General features: G+C 39.5%; 24 protein-coding genes. 12 read left to right on the forward strand and 12 right to left on the reverse strand.

Going from position 1 to position 26,027, the window contains the following annotated elements:
- Positions 1-81: 81 nt before the first annotated feature.
- Both hpnJ and F7734_RS60520 read right to left on the reverse strand, forming a co-directional pair.
- Complete coding sequence (hpnJ, locus tag F7734_RS02695) at positions 82-1,515, reverse strand: hopanoid biosynthesis associated radical SAM protein HpnJ (protein WP_155743339.1); 1,434 nt, start codon at positions 1,513-1,515, stop codon at positions 82-84.
- Between the two features lie 64 nt (positions 1,516-1,579).
- Entirely contained in the window at positions 1,580-1,738 is a 159-nt protein-coding gene (locus F7734_RS60520; RefSeq protein ID WP_166481690.1) for a hypothetical protein, read from the reverse strand.
- Positions 1,739-1,837: 99 nt separating this feature from the next.
- On the opposite strand from F7734_RS60520, the gene F7734_RS02700 reads away from it, so the two are divergent.
- The gene (locus tag F7734_RS02700) at positions 1,838-3,466 is read left to right on the forward strand and encodes a cyclic peptide export ABC transporter (protein WP_155743340.1); all 1,629 of its coding nucleotides are present in this window, start codon (positions 1,838-1,840) and stop codon (positions 3,464-3,466) included.
- A 3-nt stretch (positions 3,467-3,469) separates the two neighbouring features.
- On the opposite strand, the gene F7734_RS02705 is transcribed toward F7734_RS02700, so the two are convergent.
- Both F7734_RS02705 and F7734_RS02710 read right to left on the reverse strand, forming a co-directional pair.
- A complete protein-coding gene (locus tag F7734_RS02705; protein WP_155743268.1) occupies positions 3,470-4,327 on the reverse strand; it encodes a ferritin-like domain-containing protein in 858 nt (285 codons plus the stop codon).
- A 380-nt stretch (positions 4,328-4,707) separates the two neighbouring features.
- Complete coding sequence (locus tag F7734_RS02710) at positions 4,708-5,529, reverse strand: phytoene/squalene synthase family protein (protein ID WP_155743269.1); 822 nt, start codon at positions 5,527-5,529, stop codon at positions 4,708-4,710.
- Positions 5,530-5,958: 429 nt separating this feature from the next.
- On the opposite strand from F7734_RS02710, the gene F7734_RS65035 reads away from it, so the two are divergent.
- From F7734_RS65035 to F7734_RS02745, 8 genes are all read left to right on the forward strand, one after another.
- Positions 5,959-6,087, forward strand: a complete 129-nt coding sequence (locus F7734_RS65035; protein WP_279239651.1) for a hypothetical protein — start codon at positions 5,959-5,961, stop codon at positions 6,085-6,087.
- A 193-nt stretch (positions 6,088-6,280) separates the two neighbouring features.
- Positions 6,281-6,532 (forward strand): TIGR02450 family Trp-rich protein, encoded by a 252-nt coding sequence (locus tag F7734_RS02715; RefSeq protein ID WP_155743270.1) that lies wholly within the window; start codon positions 6,281-6,283, stop codon positions 6,530-6,532.
- Between the two features lie 711 nt (positions 6,533-7,243).
- A complete protein-coding gene (bchL, locus tag F7734_RS02720; RefSeq protein WP_347566115.1) occupies positions 7,244-8,110 on the forward strand; it encodes a ferredoxin:protochlorophyllide reductase (ATP-dependent) iron-sulfur ATP-binding protein in 867 nt (288 codons plus the stop codon).
- A gap of 30 nt (positions 8,111-8,140) precedes the next feature.
- Positions 8,141-8,926 (forward strand): DUF5331 domain-containing protein, encoded by a 786-nt coding sequence (locus F7734_RS02725; protein ID WP_155743272.1) that lies wholly within the window; start codon positions 8,141-8,143, stop codon positions 8,924-8,926.
- Between the two features lie 92 nt (positions 8,927-9,018).
- Positions 9,019-10,419: a ferredoxin:protochlorophyllide reductase (ATP-dependent) subunit N gene (locus F7734_RS02730; RefSeq protein ID WP_155743273.1), complete on the forward strand. Its 1,401-nt coding sequence runs from the start codon at positions 9,019-9,021 to the stop codon at positions 10,417-10,419.
- A 185-nt stretch (positions 10,420-10,604) separates the two neighbouring features.
- Positions 10,605-11,231, forward strand: a complete 627-nt coding sequence (locus F7734_RS02735) for a retropepsin-like domain-containing protein (RefSeq protein ID WP_155743274.1) — start codon at positions 10,605-10,607, stop codon at positions 11,229-11,231.
- A gap of 414 nt (positions 11,232-11,645) precedes the next feature.
- Positions 11,646-12,608, forward strand: coding sequence for a nuclease A inhibitor family protein (locus tag F7734_RS02740; RefSeq protein WP_155743275.1), 963 nt, complete (start codon positions 11,646-11,648; stop codon positions 12,606-12,608).
- Positions 12,609-12,741: 133 nt separating this feature from the next.
- Complete coding sequence (locus tag F7734_RS02745; RefSeq protein WP_155743276.1) at positions 12,742-13,236, forward strand: cupin domain-containing protein; 495 nt, start codon at positions 12,742-12,744, stop codon at positions 13,234-13,236.
- A gap of 118 nt (positions 13,237-13,354) precedes the next feature.
- Here the strand turns inward: F7734_RS02745 and F7734_RS02750 are convergent, their stop codons facing one another.
- Complete coding sequence (locus F7734_RS02750; RefSeq protein ID WP_155743277.1) at positions 13,355-14,644, reverse strand: aromatic amino acid transport family protein; 1,290 nt, start codon at positions 14,642-14,644, stop codon at positions 13,355-13,357.
- A gap of 161 nt (positions 14,645-14,805) precedes the next feature.
- Between F7734_RS02750 and F7734_RS02755 the strand changes: the two genes are divergently transcribed.
- Both F7734_RS02755 and F7734_RS02760 read left to right on the forward strand, forming a co-directional pair.
- Positions 14,806-15,012, forward strand: coding sequence for a hypothetical protein (locus F7734_RS02755; protein ID WP_207713993.1), 207 nt, complete (start codon positions 14,806-14,808; stop codon positions 15,010-15,012).
- Positions 15,013-15,034: 22 nt separating this feature from the next.
- Positions 15,035-15,559, forward strand: a complete 525-nt coding sequence (locus tag F7734_RS02760) for a hypothetical protein (RefSeq protein WP_155743278.1) — start codon at positions 15,035-15,037, stop codon at positions 15,557-15,559.
- A 106-nt stretch (positions 15,560-15,665) separates the two neighbouring features.
- Here F7734_RS02760 and F7734_RS02765 read toward each other — a convergent pair whose 3' ends face one another.
- Together F7734_RS02765 and pglZ are read right to left on the reverse strand one after the other, a co-directional pair.
- Entirely contained in the window at positions 15,666-16,409 is a 744-nt protein-coding gene (locus tag F7734_RS02765) for a hypothetical protein (protein WP_155743279.1), read from the reverse strand.
- 5 nt (positions 16,410-16,414) lie between these two features.
- A complete protein-coding gene (gene pglZ / locus F7734_RS02770; RefSeq protein WP_155743280.1) occupies positions 16,415-18,409 on the reverse strand; it encodes a BREX-3 system phosphatase PglZ in 1,995 nt (664 codons plus the stop codon).
- Between the two features lie 135 nt (positions 18,410-18,544).
- On the opposite strand from pglZ, the gene F7734_RS02775 reads away from it, so the two are divergent.
- On the forward strand, positions 18,545-18,754 hold the full coding sequence (locus tag F7734_RS02775; RefSeq protein ID WP_155743281.1) for a DUF433 domain-containing protein: 210 nt from the start codon (positions 18,545-18,547) through the stop codon (positions 18,752-18,754).
- Here the strand turns inward: F7734_RS02775 and F7734_RS02780 are convergent.
- From F7734_RS02780 to F7734_RS02800, 5 genes are all read right to left on the reverse strand, one after another.
- Positions 18,731-18,952, reverse strand: coding sequence for a hypothetical protein (locus tag F7734_RS02780; protein ID WP_155743282.1), 222 nt, complete (start codon positions 18,950-18,952; stop codon positions 18,731-18,733). The two genes, F7734_RS02775 and F7734_RS02780, sit on opposite strands and share 24 nt — an antisense overlap.
- 421 nt (positions 18,953-19,373) lie before the next feature.
- Positions 19,374-19,904, reverse strand: coding sequence for a hypothetical protein (locus F7734_RS02785; protein WP_155743283.1), 531 nt, complete (start codon positions 19,902-19,904; stop codon positions 19,374-19,376).
- Positions 19,905-19,906: 2 nt separating this feature from the next.
- A complete protein-coding gene (locus F7734_RS02790; protein ID WP_155743284.1) occupies positions 19,907-20,941 on the reverse strand; it encodes an ATP-binding protein in 1,035 nt (344 codons plus the stop codon).
- Between the two features lie 150 nt (positions 20,942-21,091).
- Positions 21,092-23,053, reverse strand: coding sequence for an ATP-binding protein (locus tag F7734_RS02795; RefSeq protein ID WP_155743285.1), 1,962 nt, complete (start codon positions 23,051-23,053; stop codon positions 21,092-21,094).
- A 3-nt stretch (positions 23,054-23,056) separates the two neighbouring features.
- Positions 23,057-25,957, reverse strand: coding sequence for a DNA methyltransferase (locus F7734_RS02800; protein WP_155743286.1), 2,901 nt, complete (start codon positions 25,955-25,957; stop codon positions 23,057-23,059).
- Between the last annotated feature and the right edge of the window lie 70 nt (positions 25,958-26,027).

Genomic DNA, 26,027 nt, shown 5'->3' on the forward strand with positions numbered 1-26,027 from the left:
AGGGGGGTTCCGGGTTCCCCCCGTTGAGGCGACTGCGGAGCTTCTAGCCCGCCACTGATAATTTATTTCTTGGACAATTCCTTAAGCTCTTTGATTAACCACATACTGCTTGCGCTTAGCACGTAAGCTAAGATACTCTCTAGCTTCTTTATAAAGACGATGGCGTTCCTCTGAGTTGAAAAGAGCTTTCTTGACAATGCGAGCAACAATCCGAGGACGGAAGTAGTACCTGCCATAAAAGTCTTCTACTGCTGCCATCATCTCAGCACGTGACAAACTTGGATACTCAAAGTGAGGTAGCTGGTGTCCAGTTTCATCTGTCATTTCCCCATCGGTTCGCAAGTACCCATTGGATTGGACAAAATCGTATAGTTCAGTACCAGGATAAGCATGAGCTACAGAAACTTGTATCGTCTCGCAATCGAGTTCTTGGGCAAACTTTAAAGTTTCTTCAATGGTTTCTGGAGTCTCACCAGGTAGCCCAACAATAAAATCACCATGAACGGCAATACCTGATTTTTTGCAGTTTTTCTTGAATTCTCGTGCTTGCTCGACCGTTGCTCCCTTTTTAATATTTTTGAGAATTTGAGGATTGCCTGACTCAAATCCCACAATAAATAGCCGACAACCAGCAGCACGCATTGCTTGAAGTGTCTCTAAATCAACGTGGACGCGAGAAGTACAAGACCACGTGAAGTTAAGAGGTTTAAACTTTTCGCATAGTGCGAGCACTCGCTGTTTGCCAATGGTAAACGTGTCATCATCGAAAAAGATCTCTTTTATATCGGGAAAGAGTTGAAGTGCGTGTTCGACTTCTTTAGCAACATCGTCCACTGCTCGCTGTCGCCATGCGTGACCATCAAAAGTTTGCGGCCATAAACAAAATGTACACTTAGCAGGGCAACCGCGTGTCGTATAAAAAGAAATGTATGGGTGTAGTAGGAATGGTACGTTGTAGCGGTGTATGTCCAAATCCCGCTTATAAATTGGCGTTACCCATGGTAAAGCGTCCAGATCTTCAATGGGTAACCTGTGTTCTGTATGTACTACGTTGCCGTCTTTTTTGAAGCTTACACCCTTGATTTCTTCCAGAGGTTTTCCTGAAGCAAATTCTGTCACTGTATAATCGAACTCTTTGTGAGTTACAAAGTCAATTGCTTCACTTGCCATTAAGCTTTCTTCTGGCAGTGTAGTCACGTGTGGACCAACAAAGGCTATTTTTAACGAAGGTTTTGCAGCCTTCATCTTTTCTGCCAAATGCACGTCGCTGTAAAATCCTGGTGTGCTGGTGAAAACAACTACAAAATCATATTCAGTGGCAATTCGTATTGTCTCTTCTGGCGATATGCCATGAGGAGGCGCGTCTAGTAACCGACTTTCGGGGATCATTGCTGCGGGATAGGCAAGCCAGACTGGGTACCAGTACGATTCAATCTCGCGTGTTGCGGGCCAACGAGAACCTGCTCCGCCGTCAAATCCTTCAAAAGACGGTGGGTTGAGTAGCAAAGTTTTCATCATAGTTTCTAGTCACCCTTACGGTTTGTGATTGGCACATTTGTAGATGTTCTTAAGTATAAAGTTACAACGGACTTGGAGGATTTTTTTTTTCTGGCGTTGGCAGTCGGTCTATCCAGTCTTCGATTAACTGTGTCATCGTTTTTTCTTTAGACTCAGCATACAACTTCAGTTTGTTGTATCGGCGCTCCGACAATCTAAACCGCAACGACTTTTCTTTCATATTTGTGTACACGTTGTTCTACAAGTATGGTAGTATAGCAAAAACCCAACTGCTCAAAGGGTGAGCGCAATTTGTGTTCGTTCGCTGCTGTCTACCTTCATGCGTTTGATTTCTTTTCTTCTGCGTTCTTCATGGGAAATGGTGGCTATTGCGGTTGTCACCGGGTTCCTAAGTGGCGGTAGTAATGCTAGCCTCATTGCTTTGATTAGCAGTGCAGCAAATAATAGCGCCAATTCACGTCTTGCGATCGTCATTTGGGGTTTTGCAGGGCTTGCTCTAGTTGCACTCATAACTAGCGTTGTTTCCCAGATGTTGCTAATTCGTATCTCTCAAAATGCAATTTTTCAATTACGAATGCGTTTGAGCAACCAGATACTAGCTTCAGAATTAAGTCATCTGGAACAATTTGGAAATCCTCGCATCTTGGCAACTTTGACAGAGGATGTCCAAACAGTTGCTAATGCAGTTCACGTGATGCCACATCTCTGCATTGATATTGCCATTGTTATAGGTTGTTTAACATACATAACATGGCTTTCTTGGCTAGTCTTGTTTATGGTTGTAGGCGTAGCAGTTGTAGCAATTGGAAGTTGTCAGTGGCTATTAAATCAAGGGAAAAAATACCTTTCTCTTGCTCGTGAAGACCAAGATATGCTGTTTAAGCATTTTCGTACAATTACAGAAGGAGTTAAGGAGCTTAAACTCAACTACAATCGCCGTCAAGCCTTTCTTTCAAAAAATTTGCGCTCGATAGCAACTACGTTTAGCCACCATAATATTAAAGGTCTTTCTTTTTATGCAATAACTACAAGTTGGGGCAGGTTAATATTCTTTTTTGCAATTGGTTTTGTGCTTTTTTCACTTCCCAATATACTCACTCTTAATCCTCAAACACTTACTGGGTTTATCTTAACCTTCACCTATTTAATGTTGCCAATGAATAATATTGTGGAGAATATCCCTATTATTACTAAAGCCAACATTGCGTTAGATAAGATAGAATCACTTGGCTTTTCTTTAGAAAGTAAAGCTGAGATATCCACAGAACTATCTGAATTTAAGACTTTGTGGAGTGACTTGCAACTTTTAAATGTGACTCATAATTACAACATAAACAAAGAAGATGGAGCCTTTGTTATCGGTCCAATTAATTTGACTTTTACTCCCCATCAACTCGTTTTTATTGTTGGTGGAAATGGTAGCGGAAAATCTACTCTCGCTAAAATCATTGTAGGGCTTTACACTCCTGAATCTGGAGAGATTATATTTGATGGAAAGGTTATCGACGAACGAAACAGAGAGTGGTATCGCCAGCATTTTTCTGTAGTATTTTCTGACTTTTATTTGTTTGATGAGCTTTTGGGATTAGATAATATCGCTCTTAAAACTAAAGCCCAGGAATACCTAAAATTACTTCAACTAGATCGTAAAGTAACAATAGCAAATGGAAAGCTTTCTACTACAAACCTTTCCCAAGGGCAACGGAAGCGACTAGCATTACTCACTGCTTACTTGGAGGATCGACCAATTTATTTGTTTGATGAGTGGGCAGCAGATCAAGATCCAGCTTTTAAGGAAATTTTCTATACTAAACTTTTGCCAAGCCTAAGAGATAGTGGCAAAACAATCATTGCCATCACTCACGACGATCGCTATTTCCATGTAGCCGATCGCATTATTAAACTGGATTATGGTCAAGTTGAATTTGATAAGTTACAGACTGGTTAGTGGTTAGTAGGGACGCAAGGCATTGCGCCCGTACTGATGCTGAGGCATAAGCTTGAGAACATGGAGAGCGATTTTGGCAAGTGTAGGCAACAGTTGAGGTCGGAGTAGTTGTTTGTCAAAAACGCTCATCCTTTTGGTGTTTTCTGCAAGACAAGTCGATAAAAATAGTTCGGGAGTTAAATTATCCATAAAGTTCATAGCACCGGTAGCAGTAAAACCTTTATTCCGCTCTTCATTTGAGCCTTTGAAAGCTGCAATTTTTTGCTGTAATGCTCTGTTATAATGCCAAAGAGCATAAACTCCCCGCAACCAATTGGCTTTTTTCCCTTCCTGAATTTGTAAATAAGTGACCCAATTAATAAAGAACGTAATATGACGGGCTTCTTCATTAAGAATTGGGTCAAATATATGGAAAAATGCTTCAGGCATATAACCAGCTTGACGGGCAATTCCAAACATTCCAAAAGCTAAGAAAGAGTCCAAGCATTCTCCAAAACCAAAGTCTATAAAAGCCGTTTGGATATTGTTAGGAATGACAGGTTCGGAAGTTTGAGAAATTGGAATCTTATAATGCTCGATGAGAAATTTAATCAGTTGGAAATGACGGGTTTCCTCCATACCTTGAAGGGCAATTGCATCTCGTAATAGCGGGTCGGCGATCGTCTGTGCAAAAGCGTGAACCATTGCTCCAGCTTTCTGTTCCGTACTCAGAGCCTCCTGCCAAAAAGGAATACTACGCAAGCGTTCGAGAGTTACACTGTCTACGGTTGGCCAAGAAAGTTGCTCCGGCTCAAACTTGATATGGCTTTCAATAAAGCTGCGACAGAAAAGTTCTTTGTGATTTTGGCTTCCAAGTTTCATTTGTAAATACCTTATTTGTCAAGTGTTGTTTGTTTGCCAAAGCCAATTTGCACATCAGGTACTGTTTCACAATTTTGATATCACACTTTACATCCTTAGTCAAGGATGGAGTGCTTTTCGAACCTTTGCTTATTAACTCATAAAAATACCATTTTTGTATAGAAGAGTTTTATAGAAATAGCATTACGGTTACTGCATTTGAAAGTCAAGGTCAATTTGTCAAGATATGAAAATATTGAACTATTCCTAAAAAAGGGTGCTGTGTGTGTGAGTAAGTGCGAGGAGCTATTTTGACCAATAGGCAAAGCGATACAGAGGCGAAATTTTTTCTAGGATGAAAATTATTTGCTCACTGGTCACTTGGTCAGGTGGTCACTGTTTTATGTACTCATTTGAGTTAATCGATCGATGAGTGCAATAACATCACTACGGCTCAATTTTGGTTTCCCGTTTACAAGGGCTTCAAGAGTGCCATAAGCCAATGTTAGAGGAATCTGGCAAAAGTCCAAAGCTGGTCCTAGAGGAAGAGAACTGATATAAGCATCTGCCATGGCTAAATTGCGACGGGCATACTGATGCATTCTTTCCTCAGACCAACTAACTGGATAAAAATCGACCCCACGAGATAAATCTTCCTTGTGGTTGCGGAGAATATTAACTGCTTGCAAGCCCCGACCAAAACCAATTGCGTGGGTACGGTTTGTCTGTGTTCCATCATACCAAGCCCACAAATCGGAAAGCATTAAGCCAACTGCACCAGCAACTCCAAACGTATAGCGATCTAAATCCAATTCATTATCGATCCTCCAATTACGTTCTGCCCAGTATGCCATTCTATCTGCCATAGCAGCAGTGGCATCCCAAATTCGAGGTGCAATTGTTGCAGGCGCAAGTATTGCCCATTCTCGAATCCGCAGGGAAACCTCTGGTAGTATATCCTCATGAGTGCTCAATCCTTTGTGGAAGGCATCAATAGGAAAACCATCTACTCCTGCTTGTAATGTCAAGCTAATTGCTCGCAGCAAATTTGCTTTGGTAAGGTTATCTAGTTCTGTATGGTCTTCAATTTCATCAATTGCCCGCAAACACAAGTAAGCTGATGCTACGGCTTCCTGTAGACCTATTGGTAAACGAACTATTGGGATATAGAATGTCCGGCTCGTTTCTCTAAGGATATTTAAGGCGTCTCCATACAAGTCCATACGATGCAACTCCATTGAGTATTGTTAGCTTGCTTAATATTGTTGGTTAAAAAGTAACTACTCAAATCAAAAAGTTGGTATTGCTGAAATAGCTATGCTCGTTTACCTGACAACTCTCATTTTTCATGAGTTACTGGTAATAAAGCAAACCTAATCCAGCAGTCACCAACTTCTGACTCCAAGGACAGATACCGAGCAGTTATTTTCTTCCTCAGAAGATTAAAATCATTCGCCAAAAATGGCATCGCTTTCCACCTGTTGGACTTGTTAGCTATAGCTCATCTTTAATTTTTGGCATTCACCTGTAATATGAACGCTCACCGTGCTAAATGTTACCCAAGCTGTACGGCTCATCTTTTGCAAGCTACTCTCCTCTATGTGCAACGGCAAACGGTTATACACCTGCATTGATTTCAAATAACGACGATAATGGAGGGTTTAAAAGTTCCCAACCAACTCCTGCTTGCTATCAAGACACCAAAAGTCATCAATACTCCTACTCGCAAAATCGCGATTGAGAGTCTTTACTTGTCTGTAGATCGAGCAGAGCATGGTTAGGAAAATATTAAGTTACATTAACACATATATCACTTTCCCAACGTAGAAAAGCTGAATCTTATTAGGGCATCGGGTAAGAGGGCATTGAGCATTGATTTGCGTTATCCCCAGTCTTCAATCTTTAGTCTCTATCTTTAGAATATCTTTACACGGTAAGCTAATAATTGTAAACTTATAAAACAATATATAACTAATGGCTAAAAAGCAAAAGTTTCCTTACCTAGTTGGTTCCAAATGGACTGCTCGGACAAAAATAGATGGCTGGCGACACTTCCAAGTCGTCAATCGCAAAAACCAAGGTAAGTGGGTCTACGCTGAGATGGTCGCTTCTTGCGATCCCAATGTCCGCTTTTGGATAAATGCCAAGTTATTACAAGACACCTCACAATGGCAGTCGGGTTGGCAATCTCTACAAGAAATGCAGGTCATGGAAGACGCTTCTTGAACTTTGTTCCAATTAATGCTAGGGCTTTGTCCCAATTTTTAAATTGTAATTATTATTTACACTTTTCAAAGCGATCGCTAATACATTCCACTCAGATCGCCGATAACTTCTGGGGATACACCAGGTCACTAGGTGGTGATACCCCTTATTTTCCAATCCCTCATCTCTCGATCTGGTGGCTCTTACTTGAAAATAGGGGCTAGGGATTAGGGGTTAGGGAAAAGGGATTTTCATGATTGGCGGTGAAATTTTTTCATCGCGACTGCTTCGCTTAGCTAGCTGCACCCTGGAGGCGGAGCCTCTTAAAAGGCATTCCCAGCCTGAGGCTGGGAACGAGGCGATTGAGGTGACGAGGTTCAAGGTGAACGAGGTGGGGGGTCTGGTCTATCAAGAGCTAACAGCGCTCTTCCAATAGTAGGGGTTTTGTCGATTTTTTTGTTTTTGTAACTATTTTTATAGAAAAAATATATAAAATTTAATTAGAAATAGTTTTAACTAATATTATGTTTTTTTAAACAAAATAAATTTATAATCATTTAATTAATGTATTATGGGCTTTCTAGAAGCATAATTCAATTTGAGACCCTCTTTCTTTTCCAAGTTATTTGCACAATAATGGCATTCACATACCTCACAAATCGCCTCCTGGGCTAGGTGAAGGCAAGTGTTTAAGCCAAAAGTTTGACAAAAAAACATAAGAGGCAAACAACAGTGAAACTAGCAGTTTATGGAAAAGGTGGTATCGGTAAATCCACTACAAGCTGTAACATATCCGTCGCCCTAGCCAAGCGCGGCAAAAAAGTGCTGCAAATTGGTTGCGACCCGAAACACGACAGCACCTTCACCCTCACTGGGTTCTTAATTCCAACAATTATTGATACTCTTCAAGAAAAAGACTATCACTACGAAGATGTTTGGCCCGAAGATGTTATTTATAAGGGTTACGGTGGAGTAGATTGTGTTGAAGCAGGTGGACCCCCAGCAGGTGCGGGATGTGGCGGTTACGTAGTCGGCGAAACCGTAAAATTACTGAAGGAACTCAACGCCTTTGATGAGTACGATGTTATATTGTTTGACGTTCTCGGTGACGTTGTCTGTGGGGGTTTTGCAGCGCCCTTAAACTATGCTGACTACTGCTTGATTGTTACCGACAACGGCTTCGATGCTTTGTTTGCTGCAAATCGCATTGCTGCTTCAGTTAGGGAAAAAGCCCGGACTCACCCACTGCGTCTGGCTGGATTAATTGGCAATCGCACCTCCAAGCGGGATTTGATAGACAAATACATCGAAGCAGTACCCATGCCAGTTTTAGAAGTGTTGCCTTTGATTGAAGATATTAGAGTTTCTCGTGTTAAGGGCAAGACTTTGTTTGAGATGGCAGAAATTGACCCCTCTCTCAACTACGTCTGTGATTACTATCTCAACATTGCAGACCAAATTTTGGCGTGCCCCGAAGGTGTTGTACCCAGCGACGCTCAAGATCGGGAATTATTTAGTTTGTTGTCTGATTTTTATTTAAATCCGGGTAAACCACAGGTTCCTAATTCAGAAGAAGAATTAGACTTGATGATTGTATAAATCATTAAAGTTCCACCGATGGGGGACAATATGCCTTTTTTTCATAGTTTTACGGAATCTCTCAGGCAAAAGTGGTTACAATTTTTCCAAATTAACCGGGATTGGATAACTCTCCATATGGAGGTAGAGTCTGTTTACACCCCCGATGGTGGTAAGCGACCTCCTTCTTACCTCATCTTGGGAGTAGCTAACGCGTTAGAACCAAAATTAGCGCAGTTAATGCTGCCCTTTTCTAGACTTAATCCTGATGCTGACACCTTAATTGAAGTGCTGGAGTTAAATTTCGACCCAGATATTGCTCTTGGTAATCGTTTTATTCCCAAAGTCGAGACAGATGCGAATAGCGAAGAGTTAAATTCGGATGAGGAGACATTGACTCATTCGCACTTAAATGGCTATGGGGTAGCAGCAGTTGATTTAGATAGGGATGAGGAAACTCTTATGGTTGTAAATACAACTATAGAGGATGTCACACCAGCAGATGAAGCGCAAGAACTTTCAAACGGATTCGGATATGATTCCTTTGATAGCAATGAAGATAATGAGTTAAACAAATCTGCTATAGATGCTGTTGATGATTTTGGCGATATATCCTTTGATGAGTTGAAGGATGAGGACACCACAACTTCTGAGACAAAATCTACTACAAATGGTAACGGTGACCTTTCTAAAGACCTAGTAGATGATATCTGGGGAGATGAATCCGCCGCCAAAAAGGACAAAGAAGACGCGGATAACGATACGTTGTTTGGGGAAGACTTATCATCTACTGATTTGGATGATTCAGACATTGCTAGTCTCTTCCCCAAGAACTAAGGAATTATGAATTATGAATTATGAATGATAAAAAATTCATAATTCATAATTCATAATTCATAATTTAACAATTTAGGGGAGAAAACACCAAAATGACAGTTGCTCAACCAGAAGCTTTAACTTTTGAGTGCGAAACCGGAAATTATCATACTTTTTGCCCGATTAGCTGCGTAGCTTGGCTTTACCAAAAAATTGAAGATAGCTTCTTTTTAGTTATTGGTACAAAAACTTGTGGCTACTTCTTGCAAAATGCCATGGGAGTGATGATTTTTGCAGAACCCCGTTATGCTATGGCGGAGTTGGAAGAAGGCGATATTTCTGCCCAGCTGAATGATTATGAAGAGTTAAAGCGGTTGTGTTTGCAAATTAAGCGCGATCGCAATCCCAGCGTGATAGTGTGGATAGGCACTTGCACTACAGAAATTATCAAAATGGATTTGGAAGGCTTGGCACCGAAGCTAGAATCAGAAATTGGTATTCCCATTGTTGTTGCACGTGCCAACGGTTTAGACTACGCCTTCACCCAAGGAGAAGACACCGTATTAGCTGCAATGGCAGCACGTTGTCCCGATAAAGCCCCCACCGTAGAAGCTGAGAAAAACGAACGCAATGCCATTCAAAAGCTGCTGAATTTTGGTAAGAAAAAAGAAGACGTTGCTAGCGAGGAATCTGAATATGCGGATCATCCTCCGTTAGTCCTTTTTGGTTCTCTCCCCGATCCTGTCGTCACTCAGTTAACGCTAGAACTGAAGAAGCAAGGTATTAAAGTTTCTGGCTGGCTACCTGCTAAACGCTTTACCGAACTTCCCGTTCTTGAAGAAGGGTATTACGTTGCTGGAGTCAACCCCTTCCTCAGCCGCACTGCAACGACTTTAATGCGTCGCCGCAAATGCAAGCTGATTGGCGCACCCTTCCCCATCGGTCCCGATGGTAGTCGCGCTTGGATTGAAAAAATCTGCTCGGTGTTTGGCATTACTCCCAAAGGATTGGATGAACGGGAAGCTCAAATTTGGGAAAGTTTGGAAGATTATATAAAATTGATTCGTGGCAAGTCTGTTTTCTTTATGGGCGATAACTTGCTCGAAGTTTCCCTAGCAAGATTCTTGGTGCGTTGCGGAATGACGGTTCCTGAAGTCGGTATTCCTTACATGGATAAGCGCTACCAAGCAGCTGAGTTGGCATTTTTAGAAAAAACTTGTCAAGAAATGGGCGTACCCCTACCCAAGATTGTGGAAAAGCCAGACAACTACAACCAAATTCAGCGCATTTACGATTTGAAACCAGATTTGGTCATTACGGGTATGGCTCATGCTAACCCATTAGAAGCAAGGGGAATCAACACCAAGTGGTCTGTAGAGTTTACCTTTGCTCAGATTCATGGCTTTACCAATGCCCGTGATATTCTGGAATTGGTCACACGTCCACTGCGCCGGAATAATAATCTAAAAGATTTGGGTTGGGATAAGTTGGTGAAGGAAGAAGCTAAAATTTAACCTCATACCATTTTGGATTTTAGATTTGGGATTTTGGATTGGGAAAGCTTTGCCCAGCCTAAATTTCATACTTTGGTATTCGTCTTAAAAAGAAATTTGTAGTATTTGTATAGGAGCGTTGCGATCGCGAAGCGCAAGCTGTACCCGGCTTATCGCTCCTATTGTTTTTATATATAGCAAAATTTATGAATGCTACACCCGCCAAAGATGAAAACCAGGAAATGCTGAAGTGGCTCAACCGCAATCGCGAACAGTTAAAAGAGTATGCCCATCAGTACATTGCCTATAATAGCAACGGCATAATTGCTCACAGTAGCGACTTACATCAAGTTTTAGAGTTAGCAGAAGCGTCTGGAGAGACGTTTGCTATTTATTTAGTACCTGGTTTTACTGGCTCTATTGTTATTTTACCCATTCGGTTACGCTCAGTCAGCCGCCATGAATGGCTACCTAACTATCAAGTGAATCTCAAGCACAGAGATTTGGAAATCAAAGCAATTATGTTAGTTAATTCAGGGGCTGATTTTAGTTTAATTTCACTCAAGGCTGGTCAAGATTTAGGATATGCCTTGGCTGACGGAGAACAAACATTATTAGCACAAACAGTAGGCGGAACTGTTGAGTATGTTTTACGCAATGTTGAAATGACAATTGATGGACACAACTTTATAGCCCCTGTCGCATGGCTGCAAAACAACACTACAGATGTCATGCTTTTGGGACGAGAGGCTGTGTTTGATAAGTTTAATATTGAATTTAGACAAGCGGAAGAAAAAATTATTTTTTCATGGCGTAAAGAGTTAAAGCAGTGACATCAGAGGTCATTACGTAGGTTGGGTTGAGGAACGAAACCCAACATTGAATCGAATTGTTAGGTTTCCTTGCTCAATCCAACCCACAATGTCTTAATGTTTACATTGATGCCATCAAGAATTGGGGTGAAGAAAGAGCAGTTCCAGCATCAAGACAATATATGGAGTAGCAGCTTTAGCGATCGCTCAAAATGAATTTTTCTAAAAATTGCTTAAGTCAATGGGGACTTTATTGACCTTGATGAAATTTCCCTGTTTTTGCTTCATGCTTTACCCTCTTTTTTCAAAATCCTCACCAAGTAGCAAATATACAAGCACGTATAGTGTGAATAATATAGTTATTTATGAATTGCTGGAAAAATGTTTTGAGGTTATAGTTCAGTTAACCACTCAATATGATTTTTTGGTATAATTATGAACTTGTATAATACGGAGGAATTACAACAACTTGCGCTGATTACTCAAAATCTTTGTTTTTGTAGAGAGTGTGATAGTGAGGTTAAACCATTTATTTGGGAAATAGCATCCAAGGGAGACTTAACTGTAGAAAAGCTTTTAGAATCAGAGGGATTCTTATTTCCAGTAAAAACTAGTGATTTATTGGAGTTTATTTCTTTAGAAACTACTTGGAGCGAGTATGGTAGGCTGACGCCAATTGAAACAGCATCTTTGATGAAATTAAAGTATAGAGTACTTATCAACTTTTTAAAATATCATCTAAAAACAATAAAAATATATATAGTCAGTAATTTAGGATACGGTGATTCAGATAAGCGCAAAGAACAACTCAAAAAATCTAGAATTGGTAATCCCGATTTATATAACTTGCCAGTTAATCAACTTAATAGTCTTAAGAGAATGGGGCAACTCTGTATTGAACAAGAAGCTTTTCACATTATTGTTGGAGAAACTTGTGAAGGAGAGTGGATAGGTATTGCACCTGAAATGTCCGGGGAAACAAATAAAAAAGGCAAGCAACTTCTGCCATTGCCAGAAGAATCTAAAAATCAGAACACAATTTCTTTAAAAAAACAGATTGAGACACGAGTCAAAGAATTAGAATTTTCTGTGCTTGAGTTTTTAGCTTTTTCCAGAAAAGAAAAGGCTATTGTAGAAAGTTCCGATACAAAAGAACACTTAATGTACCGATTGTTTAGCTCCATAAAATTTTTGAAGGTATCTACATTTTCTAAATATAGTTCTATCGAGATTAGGACTTCTAAAGATTTTCAAGCTTTAGATGATTTTCTAGAGTTAAATTTAACCGACCTACAAGAGTATACTATAGGTTTAAATGTCATATTTTGTATTTATAGTGTTGGTCGTACAACTGCGGGTGACTGGGTAGGTATCTCAACAAAAGCCAATTGGCATTAAAGTCCTGACGATTTAAGACTTTTTCAGACTGTTCTTTTTCAAGAGATAGCTTAATGTTAATTAAGCCGATACCGCAGACAATGTGCGAAAACTGAAGCTTAAAAATAACTTTTTTTAAAGAAGGAGAATCAAAATGGTTAACTTTAAATCCGGATTCGTTCAGCAAAGTAGTAGTTCCACATATTTAGTGCTAGGGGATTTCTACACCTTTTTAGCAACTGGGGAAAGTACAAGCGGAGCATATGCACTATTAGAAATAGTGATGCAACCGCAAAGCACTGTACCACCTCATATCCATGACGAAGCGGACGAAGCTCACTATATTCTAGAAGGCGAAATTGAATATCAGCAAGGGAATCAAACTATCGTCGCTACTCCTGGTAACTTTCTTCACTTTTCTAGAGGTCAGTCTCACGGTTTTAAGAATACTGGGTCAAAGCCTGCTAAAATCTTGATGTGGGTTACACCAGCAGGCCCCGAACAGTTTTTTGCAGAAGTAGGGATACCAGTGAAAGAAATCACAAGTGAGGAAGAAAAGCCCAGCCTCTTTGCGCCCCCCACTCCTACTGACATTGAAAAAGCTATTGAAGTCGCTACGGCAAAGTATAAAGTAAAATTTGTTCTCTAGATTTAGTTATGCGCTAACAAAAACCCTGGCAATCTTAAGGATTTAACCAAGGGAAACCGATCGCAATTGCTGGAGTGTTTTCACGCATCAGTAAGAAAGCACTCAAGTTTGTTGCTGCTCATGCACCAATTAACACAAATAAAGCAACGCCAATCATCACAATCAACGTTACCTTACCACCAGGAACAAGGGGTTTAACAGTACTATGTAATTCCTCTTGTTCTTGACGTTGCTTCCAACTCATTAATGCAGGGAGAATTCCTCCTAAAACTGAAATACTAAAGGTTCCAGCATAATCTAAAGCTACGAGAAAGATATTGGGATTCAGTGCTGATAAACTCATGGGAGGCAAAAGAATCAGGGAGTAAAGCGGTAAACGTCTGGAAGATCCTTGAGGTGTTGAGGGGAAAATATCTTTGAAAAAATCTAACAAGCCGTAAACAAACCCAATAAACGATGTCACGATCGCAAACTCAGAAAAAATAGAAACTAAGACTCCCAGCCATTGTCCAGCACTTCCCGATTGTAGAACTTGCAACGGATCGAAAGTTTTCCCACCTGCTGAAAGCTGAATTGTTTCTACACTGATACTTCCCAATATCACTGCATTCCAAGCCAAGAACATGACAAGGGGAATAGCAGAACCAACAACGATAGACTGACGAATTTTCGGAGCATCTCCTTCAAGTTGACTGACAATTGTAGGAATCACGTTATGGTAGAACAACGCTACAAACATGACAGAGATAGCAGGAGGGAGTGCTTTCCAATCCTGAAACACAAATGATGATATGTTAAGGTGGGTGACTCCTAAAAACAATAGTCCCAGAAATGAAGTCAACACGATCGCAACAAAAGCGCTGTTTAATTGCTCAATAAACTTTTCTCTACCAAGATACAAAATTCCACCAAAAAGGAGAGTAAAAGCTGTCGTTCCTATCCAAGTCGGGAAAACATAATGTATCCCCCAAATTTTTTCTACAGCCGATACTAAAATATCTCCACCTTGGGAAACATATGCCACAAGTAAGGCATAGTGTAAGAACAAATACGCTCCGCCTGCAATTCTTGCTCCCAATGAACCCAGCGTCCTCTCCACCATCACCAACAGCCCTAAACTCGGACGTCCTACACGACGCATTGTATTCAAAGCCACTTCTGCAATTAAAAGCCCTGAAACCAAAGCATAAAGCCAAATACCGATGAGTAGAACTGTAGATGGTACGACTCCAGACGGTAATGTCACTGCAGGTAGGGCTAGAATCCCAGCCCCAATTGTTGTTCCAGCAACCAGCGCTGTACTTCCCAAAACGCTACCTGGTTGATGGGTTAGTTTATTTTCGTAGAGTTCTAGGTTAGAAAACAACCGAGTGACATCCGGGCTGTTAGGTTTCAGTGCTGACTTCATGGGTTTTGCTGAGATACAGGCTTTTTTAACAATATGTTAACTTATATAACCTATTGTAGCAAAATATCTCTTGTTGCTAAGTTTCATTTGCTGTGAAATTCAGCTTTAGCCTTTTTAGAAACGATTTTGGATTGCTATACAATAGAAGCTATATTTACAGAATGAGAGATGAATTGAGTAAGAAAAAAGATATTCAGCAAGTAAATGCTATTGCGAGAGAATTCAATATGACGGAAGAAGAGAGAAGAGAATTCAGAGATTTTTTGGAAGAAGAGAAAGCATCTGGTCGTGGTGGTACAAAAAATGAATGCGGAGATTTTACTTCTGAAGAATTGAGACGAAAAGTTCCTGATTTTTTAGAGCTATAAAAATTTAGTTAAAGATACAAAGATGACCACAAATTTAGTTAAGAATATATCAAGACCTGGCGATCTAGAACCACTTGTCGAGATAATCAGTGGATTAATTGGAGAAACCTGTTGGAAAGCAAGCTTGAGTTATGGAGATGAATTGACTCTTCATATTGGAGAAAGAATTCCTTATTCACAAAAAGCAATGAGAAGAAAGGAAAAAGGAGCATGGATACTAGGTACGCAAGCAACTCAATGGCAAATCGATTCCCCAAGCGAAACTATTGTTACATCTTCAGATGACTCTGAAATCATCAAACAGCGACTTGATACGATCGCAAACAATGCGATCGCTGCTGTAGAAATTAACTACCAAAACCTTGGTCTTAGTATAACTTTCAACAATAAATATAAATTAATTTTGCTGCCAAATAATGAAGATAATGAAGAGGATATTGACTTACCATATTGGGAAATTTTTACTCCTTATCAGATGGTTCTTAAAGTTGGCTCTGGCTCAAAATGGTCTTATACTAGTTCACACAGCAGATCCTTAGCGTTATGAGGATTTGTATAAGTTAAGTTCTGGAAGTTACAGGATTTGCGATCGCAGTTATTAGCACGAATTCACGCGTCAGTCAGAAGAATTAATTTTGAAGTAGTACGGGAAATTAACGCCTGAGCATGACCATATTTTCATCAAGTCCTTGGCGAAATAATTCTAGCCTTTGATGACCTTCTAAATCTCTTATGTTGAGCGGACTAACAGTAAATGGAAACAATGCAGGTGTTTGACTGATTCTACCTAAAGCTTGTATCTCTGAATGACTGGCGACTAAAGCTGCTTCTATCAACCATGCGGCTAACCCTTTGTTGTCTATGAATTGAACTTTTGCAGGTTGATAAACACCTTTTTCTGCTGTGTCTTCCAGAACACCCCAATCAACACAGCATCGTAGAACTCGTCTGGTTGCTCTTGATACTGTTTCACGTTCGCCGAGTTTTTCTTTGATTCGTCTTTGTACCGTAGATGCTGCAACTGCACCTTGTAGCCGTACCAAACGTCCAACAGTTTCAGTAACAAGTCCGAAAAAGGGGTAAGCAGCCATAGTCATTCCCCAATGAAGGGCTAGATGTTGATGGTGTGGGGTGGTTCTTAAATATTCTAGCCCTTCATTCCTTAAGGGTTGCAAGCTTTCTGGAACTACTACCCAAATTTTGAGGAGGATTGAAATTGTCTTGGCTCGACTGCTCGATCTATTATGATTGCCGACTGATAGCTTGTCCCGCAAAATTTCATCTAATGCGGTTTTGATTTCGTTGTGCGTAGAACCAGCTAATAACAGTTTGGCTGTCAATTCCAACCACTCTAACTGGATGCGCTGACTGTAGCCAACTGAAAGCTGTTTGCTCATCGGGTTCAACCTAAAACGTTAATAAATGGTACAACTAACTCTTCAATAGAGATACCCCCATGAGCGACAATTTTTTGTCCTTCTTGCACGAAAGCTTGGCGTGCAGGAGCCAACAGTGGTAAATATTTTTCTGGTAGCCCTGTGGGTTGCCATTCGATCGCATTGGGAAATTGGCTTTTGACTTTTGCCCTCAAGGTAGCATTAGGGTAAACTCTAACACGTTCTCCACGCAGATCGGCGATCGCACCTTCTTGTGGCTGTCCGATACCAGTGGCTTCTAGGTTCCCATGATCTGATGTGAGAAAAACTTGGAACCTCTTTGACAGCAATAGGTTGAGAAGTTCTGCCATAAAGCCTGTCTCTGCCCATTGGCGAACTTGGTTGTGCATACCAGCCGTGCCAAGTTGCATCCCGTGCATAATCTTATCAACTTTATCGACTACCAAACCCACGACTTTTAGTTTTGGATGGGACAAAACTTTCTCAACTTCTAAAAGACTATCTGCTTCTCCCAGCCCTTTCCTATAAGCTACCTGGGGTTTGATAATACCTTGGTCAGCCCAAAATTGTGTCCAAAACAACTCTTCCTTTGCTGTGGTTTCAAGGCTATTGGCAAAATAGATAGGAGGTTTTCCTGCAAATATGGCTTGTCGGGACACGGAGGTGATGGTTGGTATCCAAGCAAAGGTTGCTTCTTCATGAAACTTGAACTGGGGGTATTGTGTCAGTAGAACATTTCGCAGAATTAACCACTGGTCAAAGGCTAAACCATCTATAACTACCAGTGCTATTTTGTTTGTATTTTCTGATTCATACAGCCGTGCGAGAAATCGCGTAATTTGATTTACCATAACAGGGCTGGTAGCTGACTGATTGTAGAGACCGCTATAGCGGGAACCGACCCAAGTCAAAAAGGCATTATCAACCTTTTCTTGTAGTGTTAGAAACATCGCTGATAATGGGTTTGATGTTGTCTCTTGATGCCATAGAACCAGGAGTTCTGCCCAAATTTGAGCAAACTTGAGCCATTCTTGATATTTGGCATCTTTAAGAGGTCGGGAAGACTCAACAGATTCCATTAACTTCTGCAAGCGCTGCTTTCGCTGAACGACTGGATCGATACGCAAGCCCACAGCTAACCATGATTTTGATTGCTCTTTGACACTTGTCAGTGGCAAATCATCAACGCTGACAGGTTGGAGATATCCTTCGGAGAAAAGATTGTCGATGTATACGCGAATGTCTTGATTGTCAAAAGGTATCTTAGTTTGGACTGCATATGTACCTTGTGATTCAGCAGTTTGCCTCAAGGGTGTCAGTTGGCGGCGAACAAAATCAGACCACTGTTCTTGTAGAAAGGTGAAGAAGGCTTGACGGTCTGATACCATCGTATCTGACAACCAAGTGGGAAATAGTTTTCGTTCTTTCAGCTTTTGAATGAAGTGTTCGTCTAAAATAGCTGGTAGACGCTGATTTCGGTAATGCCGGCGTAAGAGAATGAGTAACAAATCTGATGGCTGTTTGATGAGTTGTGGATCGATGTCGAAGACGTAACGCAGGACAAAATCTTTGGTGGCGTTGTCTCCTAGGGGATTTTTTGGGTTATGTTGTGTTTGTGCTTGATATAAAGCGTCAAAATCGCTGCGATCTAGGGCATTGACTGCGGTATAGCTGAGATTGGGAAATATGTTTCCCAAACTGAAGGAAAGCTGCCGTCCTTTGTGTAATAAATCGTAAGGTAAGCTACGTAATACGTGTTCTTCTGCTTTGACTAGCACAACCAAGTCTTTTGCTTCACCACGTTCCTGACGGGGACGGTACTGAGATTCGTAGAAGTAGCGGAATGCGATCGCATTCTCAAAGGTAATTATCTCAAAACCTCGTTGTTGAATTGCTTGCAGTACTCCCTCTTCTGACAGCAAATTGTCCGGGTCAGCAACCAGTGTCAGAGGTGCTACTTGAGGGGTAAATTCTGCGAGTATTTGGTCGCGCCAACTCATACGATTTTGGATTTTAGATTTTGGATTTTGGATTGAACGATTATCTGCAATCTTCCAAAGTATTTAACCAATTACAATATTCCTCACAGTAAGGTTTAATGGTAATGATTTCAACATCAGAAAAAAATAATAGTTATGCAAAACCTCACTAGAATTACCTGCAACCCAGAAGTAATGGGCGGTAAACCTTGCATCCGAGGGATGCGGGTCACTGTCGGTACAATTGTTGGGTTAATGGCATCAGGACATACTCCTAATGACATTCTCACAGCATATCCCTATCTGGAAGAACCAGATATATATGAAGCACTTGCCTATGCATTAAGACTCAACTCGAATCAATAGTAATGGCACTAGTTCGGGAACCACTTCTGCCATTTGCTGTATTTGCTCGTTCCAAGTTTTTTCTTCTTGCGCTAACTGTACCAGCCGATATTCTCTTACTTGGGGTAATCCAATGCGTTCAATGGCACGGCGACGTGCTGTCATGGCATATACGCACTTTTCTTTTTCTTGGTCAAGATATTGGTGATGTTTTTGCACCAGTTCATCATAAATCTTCTTACCTTGAACTAATGCTGCATCCCAGACGTGAGTGAATGTGTTTGTTAGTGAGAACCGCTATATAACCTTTTTTGCTCCTCTGTTAATACTACTTAAGCAAAGATTCCCTATTGGTTAAAGCTTATTTATAGCAGTCCCAATACTTGTCGGTTAAGCCTAAAAATACGAACACACGTAGGTTGGGTTGAGGAACAAACCCAACATTTACAGGCATTTCTTGAGTTTCTCCACGGCGCTCCCAACCCACAAAAATTCTCACCCCTTGTAGTATTGATAGCAGTCCTATTTGAGTTATAAAAATTATGAACCGCAAAGACGCAAAGAGCACGAAGAAAAGAGAGAATTGTACAAAGAATGTAGAATTAGTATATACCAAATTATCACTTAACTTTTGTATGACTTATAAGATATCAATTGTCAATCCCATTTTAATCGCAGTTTCATGGTCTACTAAAGTAACTCCTTTTATATCAAAAAGTAATAATCTACCTGCTAACTTATTATTTAATCGAGTTTTTAAAGGGTTTAATTCAAGTTTCAATTTTGCATCAATTATCTTTAGGACAAAAACTATTTTTATTTTTTTAGGATGGGTGGGAAAATTTTGACATGAAGTTAGCAAATCTGCACAAATTTCTTTTCCTTGAAGAGAATTACTTAACCAAGCCGATGATAAAATTAACAAAGTGTCTGTTACTTTATTTATTAATTTTTCTAATAGATAGTCAGGTAGTTTTTCCGAAGGTGACAAGTGGGAATAATCTTTGATGTCTAGTAACCACAGTGTCTCTTTTGTAGCATCCCACCATCCAAAATCCATCTCCGATAAATTTTTTCCTTTTAAACTTATATAGCTAGCACAGTCTTGTAATCGAAAACTATCTCCATCAGGAAGGGTAATTCTCAAACCACTTTCTTCATAAATGGGCATATTTAAGCTTGCAAATCTAAACGTACATCTTCTTCATATAATTTTATAGATGCATCTATTATAGGATTGTCTGGCATTCCTTCTTTAAGGTCATTGAATTTAATGTTAATATCTCCGTCAGATTTTTCAAGACAGCAAAGCTGGATGCTTTCCTGATGTTTTCGTGCCAAAATTTCAAATTCTTTTAGCACAAAGTAACTATGAGTAGCTAGATAAATTTGTACACCTGTCTGACTCAAACGAAACAGCAGATCGCAAAAAGGAATTATAGCACATGGATGTAAGTTTGTTTCGGGTTCGTCAATAAATAAAATAGTGTTCTTTTGAAGGGTTTCATTACGTATTAATAATGCCAAAATACCAATTCTTTTGATACCTTCTGGAATTTGAGAAATTTCATACTTCTCTCGTCCTTGCTGAAAAATAAACCTTTGATTCTCTACAGAAAATTCTCCTTGAAGTATATTTTGTAAGGCATCTAATATATCTTCAAAAGGTTGAGCGAGTTTTTTATTAGAAGCTGGTATTCTTAAAGCCCTTATTATATCTTGATAAGTTTGGTCAAAACCAAATATTTTTAAATGCTCATTTACTGCTGCTATAGCATCAAAAGATGTGAGAACTTCTTTTGTTGGTATATATAATGCGTTCAAATCCAAATTTATATTGACTGATTCAGTACATTGAAGAATAGTCTCTTGTAAATCCTTTTCCAAAGAAAAACTATATTCATCGCCTTCAATTCTAGTACGAACCGTGAGGCGATCGCTACCTTTACGGATAATTTCACCAAGCGAGCGTTTAGTCGGCTGATAAACCGAAAACAATTTTTCGGATAAAAAGCTTTTCCAGGTTGTACTATCTACTTCTGAGCTTTTATGATACTCTTCGATACTTTTGGCAATAGAGTAAAGAAGTTTTAGGAGATAAGTTTTACCAGTACTGTTCTTGCCAATAAGGATATTAATTTTTTGATGAGCTTGCCATTCTAATCTTGAGAATAGTCCTAAGTTTTCTACAAGAAGATACTCAAACATTATTGGTTCCTACTAAATTGAAAGTTAGTTGTACTGGTTCGAGTTTGGTACAGTAGAGCTATAGCGATCGCTCTAGGTAGAATATTTACATAATAGTTTTGGGCTGTTTGTAAATAGGTTATAGTTAACAGGTGAGTTCATTGGTTTATCCTATTCCTCTTGGAATCGCTCGTGTATTTCCTGTGCTGCTTCTTTTGCTAAATCTTGCAGATGTAATTTCATTCGATATACTTCAGCTTCGCAATCAATCAAATACTGTTTCTGTAAATATTCGCACATTACCAGTGTTTCTTCTTGGGTAGCATCAGTTTGACTACAAATTTCTACTAGCCTCATTCCGGAAGGAACAGTGCCTAAAAGCCTCAAGATTTTTGCTTGTTCAGGGGTAACAGTAGCTCCCAAACGCTTCTTCCAGAAAGGGTCTGCAATTTCCTTTAAAGGACGAGAATCCAATTCAATACGAAAGCGGTTGTGCTGTTCATCAGTTTGAATGAGTGGATCGCGGCGTTTAGCGTTATGCCAAACGCGATAAACTTCCCGCAAGCCAGAACCACCAAGTTCTGCATAACCGATAAGTTTTAGCGCACGAGCAATCAATGGGTTTCGAGCAGTACTAGTTCCGCCATTTATCAAAGCTTCCTGCGATACTAAAGATGAACCAGCATTAACCATGATCGTAATATGTGGAGCTAATTCAATTTGTGCTACAGTCCGTTGGTCATTGTAATCTTGATGAATTATGAGATTAATTAAAGCTTCGCGAACCGCAACGTAATCAGCAGAACCAGTAGTAGATTGAAGACTATCAGTGGATAGCTCCTCAATTAGTGGATTGTGACGCCCGATAAAGTCTACTGCTTTTCGGAGTGCCTGTAGTACATTTTCTGCTATTTCCTGACGCTCATCCCAACGATTTTCTAAACTTTGTCTGGATCTTAAATCTAGAATATCTCGTCTAATTTGCTGACGAATTATCTGAGGTTTTCCAAACAGAAGCCGTAGCTGAAGCAAATCATCTGGTGTCACTTCTCCACGCCCATCTAGTAAGATTTGGCGAATCACTTCCGAAGGTTTGTTCCAATCAATTTGTATCCTTTGCGCTTCTAATATATCAAAGTTAACAAAATTCTTTAGAAGATTACAGTACCATTTCAAAGTTCTCTCATCTAGTTCTGCCCATTCTACTCCTTGAGTGATATTTGCTTTGCCCAGCAGAATAAGTTCTCGCTTTTCTTGCCAAGCTTCTAAAAAGCTTCTACCATCATCTTGAGTAATCTTTTCTATAGGAACTGGGTGTCCTTCAAGCACAAGCAGTAAATCTTCTGGAATTGAAGGTATGCTTGGTGGGTTAATTGCAGCTAGAGATTTGTAACTGAGTTGTTCGGAAGAAACTTTATCGATAAGGTAGATACTTTGAGCAGCGCGATCGCGCTCTAAACCCCATACCAACATTGGATAAAGTAAAAGTGCGCCTTCCTCTGTACCGACATAAAGTTTCTTGTCGTCCATAAAGGCTTCGGAAACAGCAATTTTGTCTGGAATCGGTTCGCTTTGTTCTCCCATTAGTAGTAATCGAACTATATGAATAATCTTGCGAATTGAATTTTGGGTATCAACTAGAAATAAAGGTAGAGAACAAAGTGGTGAAATACCTTCTAGTAATTCTTCTAGAGTTGTTAGTGGTTTCTCTGTGTTGAGAATTGTTGCTGCATTAGTTTCATTTAACCCCCGAAGATCGTGACCAACTTTGTTTCTCAGTTCTAGTAACGTTTCTATTTTGCCTTTTGCTCTACTTTTTTTGTTACGAAAACTTTCAGAAAAGAGAGTTTGCAGAGGATGAGAAGTTTTGAGAGCACAAATAGCTTGAACGACACTGAGGAAATGACCAAAAGAGAGATTTCCCCGAAATTCTACTAAAGTAGGAGGTATGGGAATGTTAGTATCTTCTCGTGCAGCAAAAGAAGCAATGGCTAGTGCTGAAAGATAACGAGTAGTAACTTCTGCACAGCGAAGAATTTGATCTAGTTGTTCTGCTTGGGAACGATTGCGATAAACATTGCCATAAGCATAGGCAATGGGTTGAGGGTAGGTTGATAAAATTTGAGTGAGCATAGTTTATATTTCCTCTCCTAGTCTGGTACAAGCTAGGGTATACCACCTTAGTAATTGTGGATCATCCTGAAGCACTGTTTCAGAAATCTTTTTGGCAACCTCGATAATTATTTGATAATTTCGCTCTTGCCATGCTTTTTTAAAGCCAGTACGTACAGCTTCTAAACGAAAGACCTTGAGTTTTTTCTGTTTGGATTGACGATATTCCTCAAATTCTTTGAGTAAAGTTTTTTCACGTAATTTTTCTAAGTCGCTTGTCTGGTTGGGGTCTGGAACATACCATCTACCTCTAGCAGCCTTTAAAAGTTCTGTATCTTCTATTTCTAGACTAGTTTCACTATTTGACAATTCATTTTCAATTTGGCGAATCTTCTCGCGATGGGTAGCAGATTGTTTCAGCCAAGAAACAATTTGTTTGGGAACATATCCTTTACCCTCGTAATAGAGAAAATTTTGTGCCAGAATTTCGGAAAGTTCTAATTGTTTTTCTGATTTAGACCATCCAGATTTGACTTGTGTATATTGTGGATAAAGGTCTGAGTAAGTTTGGGGTTTTTTCGTAAGTTGTTGCTTTAGCCACTGCACAGCAGTTTCTTCATTAATAACAATAAGTTCTAACTGGAGAACCTCTTTAACAGTCCTGCGTTTTTTATCATATTCTGCTGCTTGTTCTGGTAGAAAATACATTCCATCACGTTCCACAAAACGTTGTGCTAATCCAGTATAAAATTCGGCTGCAGAAAGGGGAACTGTCATGCCTTTTTGAACATAAAACGCAACCATCCTGTCAAATAATAAGTAATTTTGCCGTTCAGCTATAGTTTCTGCTTGCCCATTTTTAGCAAGAAATGATTTAACGTACCGTAAACGGTCGCGGACATATTCCCACGCTGCGTCTTCTGTAACTACTTCTAAGTTAAAGAGTTTCTCTAAGGTAGTATTAGGTTTGTAGGCAGAGATAATCAGATCTTGCTTTACAGCATTACTGCTATTCACTTGCTTAAAAGAGCTTTGTTTTTTATCTAAAGTTCCTACATCAGCAATGATAAAACCAGCAGATTGCATAGCTTCTTGTATAGCATTCCAAACACTGTTTTTGGAATTATGGAACTCTACTGTTATCCAACATCCAGGTTTAAGAACTCGATAATATTCAGCAAAACAGCCTACCATTAATTCTTGATATTCTAATAATCTTTTACTCTGTACTTTGTTTTCAATAGCTTCTAACTTATTGTTAGTTACTACCTTCAGCCAAGCTTCCCATATGAAATTAAGCTCAGAATACATTAAATTACCACCAAAAGGTGGATCTGTAAAAATATAGTCTATAGAATTACTTAACAAAGAAAGGTTGGATGCACTGCTAGTCGTAACTATTGAATTTGAAGAAAAATGAGATAGTACTGCTAATAGTTCCTCATATAATTTCATACGTCTTTCAATAGCACCAAAAATAGGATATTCATGACTTATTGAAGGAATATAAAGTGTACCTGAAGTGCCAGCAGTATGCTTTCCTTTTGGTGCCCATCTAAACATTTTAGAAAGAGTACGAATTATTGCTGTGATTAAAAATAATGTACGTTCTCTAGCTTTGTTTATTGTTACACTTAAAGTCCATAAATTACGCTTAGTATAAAAGTGATGAACATGGGTAATACCAATATCATCATTACGGCGTGATTCTTCACCTTCTGGCATTCTATTAGTTGGATAGGAGTCATATACATTCTTATTTAAAATTGTTTCAATTAATGCTAAATCAAAGACATCAGGAATTTTTCTATAACGTTTTTTACCTACACTATAGTTAATTAATACTGGTACTTGCTTTGCCTGCTGTACAGTTTGATTTATAGCTGTATCAAAGTGTGTTACCCACGCTCTAGATATGTTTCCCTTGCTTAAATTTGCATCACAATGCGGACAACAAAATACTTTTCGTACTTTGTCAATTTCAGTATCTACAGCTACCTCCCAGTACACTATCTCACCTGCACATTCGGAACAGGTAAAAACATCAGACCAAAGAGTATAATTAATCTTTCCTAAAGAAAATCCTGACTTTTGAAGTTCGGCTTTTGTATTCCCTGTTTTTAAGAATGAAACTGCCTTATCAATTTGTTCTGGTTTTGGCTGATGCAGTGTCAAATACATCCAACCACATTCTTCTTCAACTTCTGCTAGTATTCTTTTTGCTTCCCGTTCAAATTCAGTGATATCTACAGGAGTGTTGTAATTGTAAGCAATAAACGTAGCAGCAGGAGAAAGGTCATTTAAGATAACACGACGCGCACCTAGTTTTGAGAAAGGTTTCTCATTTTCATCAAGAATAGTGCCATCTTGTTGCACTCTATAACCCAGAGATTCAACTGTTGCTTTATCACCGCATAACTGTGCAGCTACCCCTGTCATACCAGTTCCACAAAAGCCATCAAAGACAATATCACCTGGTTCTGTATAGTGCAAAATATAACGCATAATTGCCTTATGTGGCACTTTTGTATGATAGGAGTGAGCATTATAAATCGCATCGTTTTTTCCCTCACTTACATCTGCTGCAAAGGGTTCGCGATGATAGCTTTCACTCTCAGGTGAGGTGTTGTCTTCTCGTTCCTGATTCCAATAGTTAATAAAGTCTTCAATAAAAGGATTTGGACAAGCAGTATAGTAAGGTGGGTCAGAAAGTGCCAGAATATCTTCGTCTTCACCAATCGGAAATCCTTCAATTTGACGAAATTCTGGCTCTTGTAACTTCTCCTGCAATTTTTCGATAAAATATGCTCGTCTGGCTTCGTCGCTTTCAAAAGTCATGCCAAGGCATTCGACTGAGCCTTTTATTTGTGCGGTTGTCCCATCGTTTTGAAGTTCAAGATTAAGTGGTAACTGATTTCCTTCCATTATTTTAGTTCTTTTATTATGACAATATATATTAGATGTTTCGTTCTTGATATTAAGTTGTTTGGTATTT

Source organism: Scytonema sp. UIC 10036, assembly GCF_009725235.1.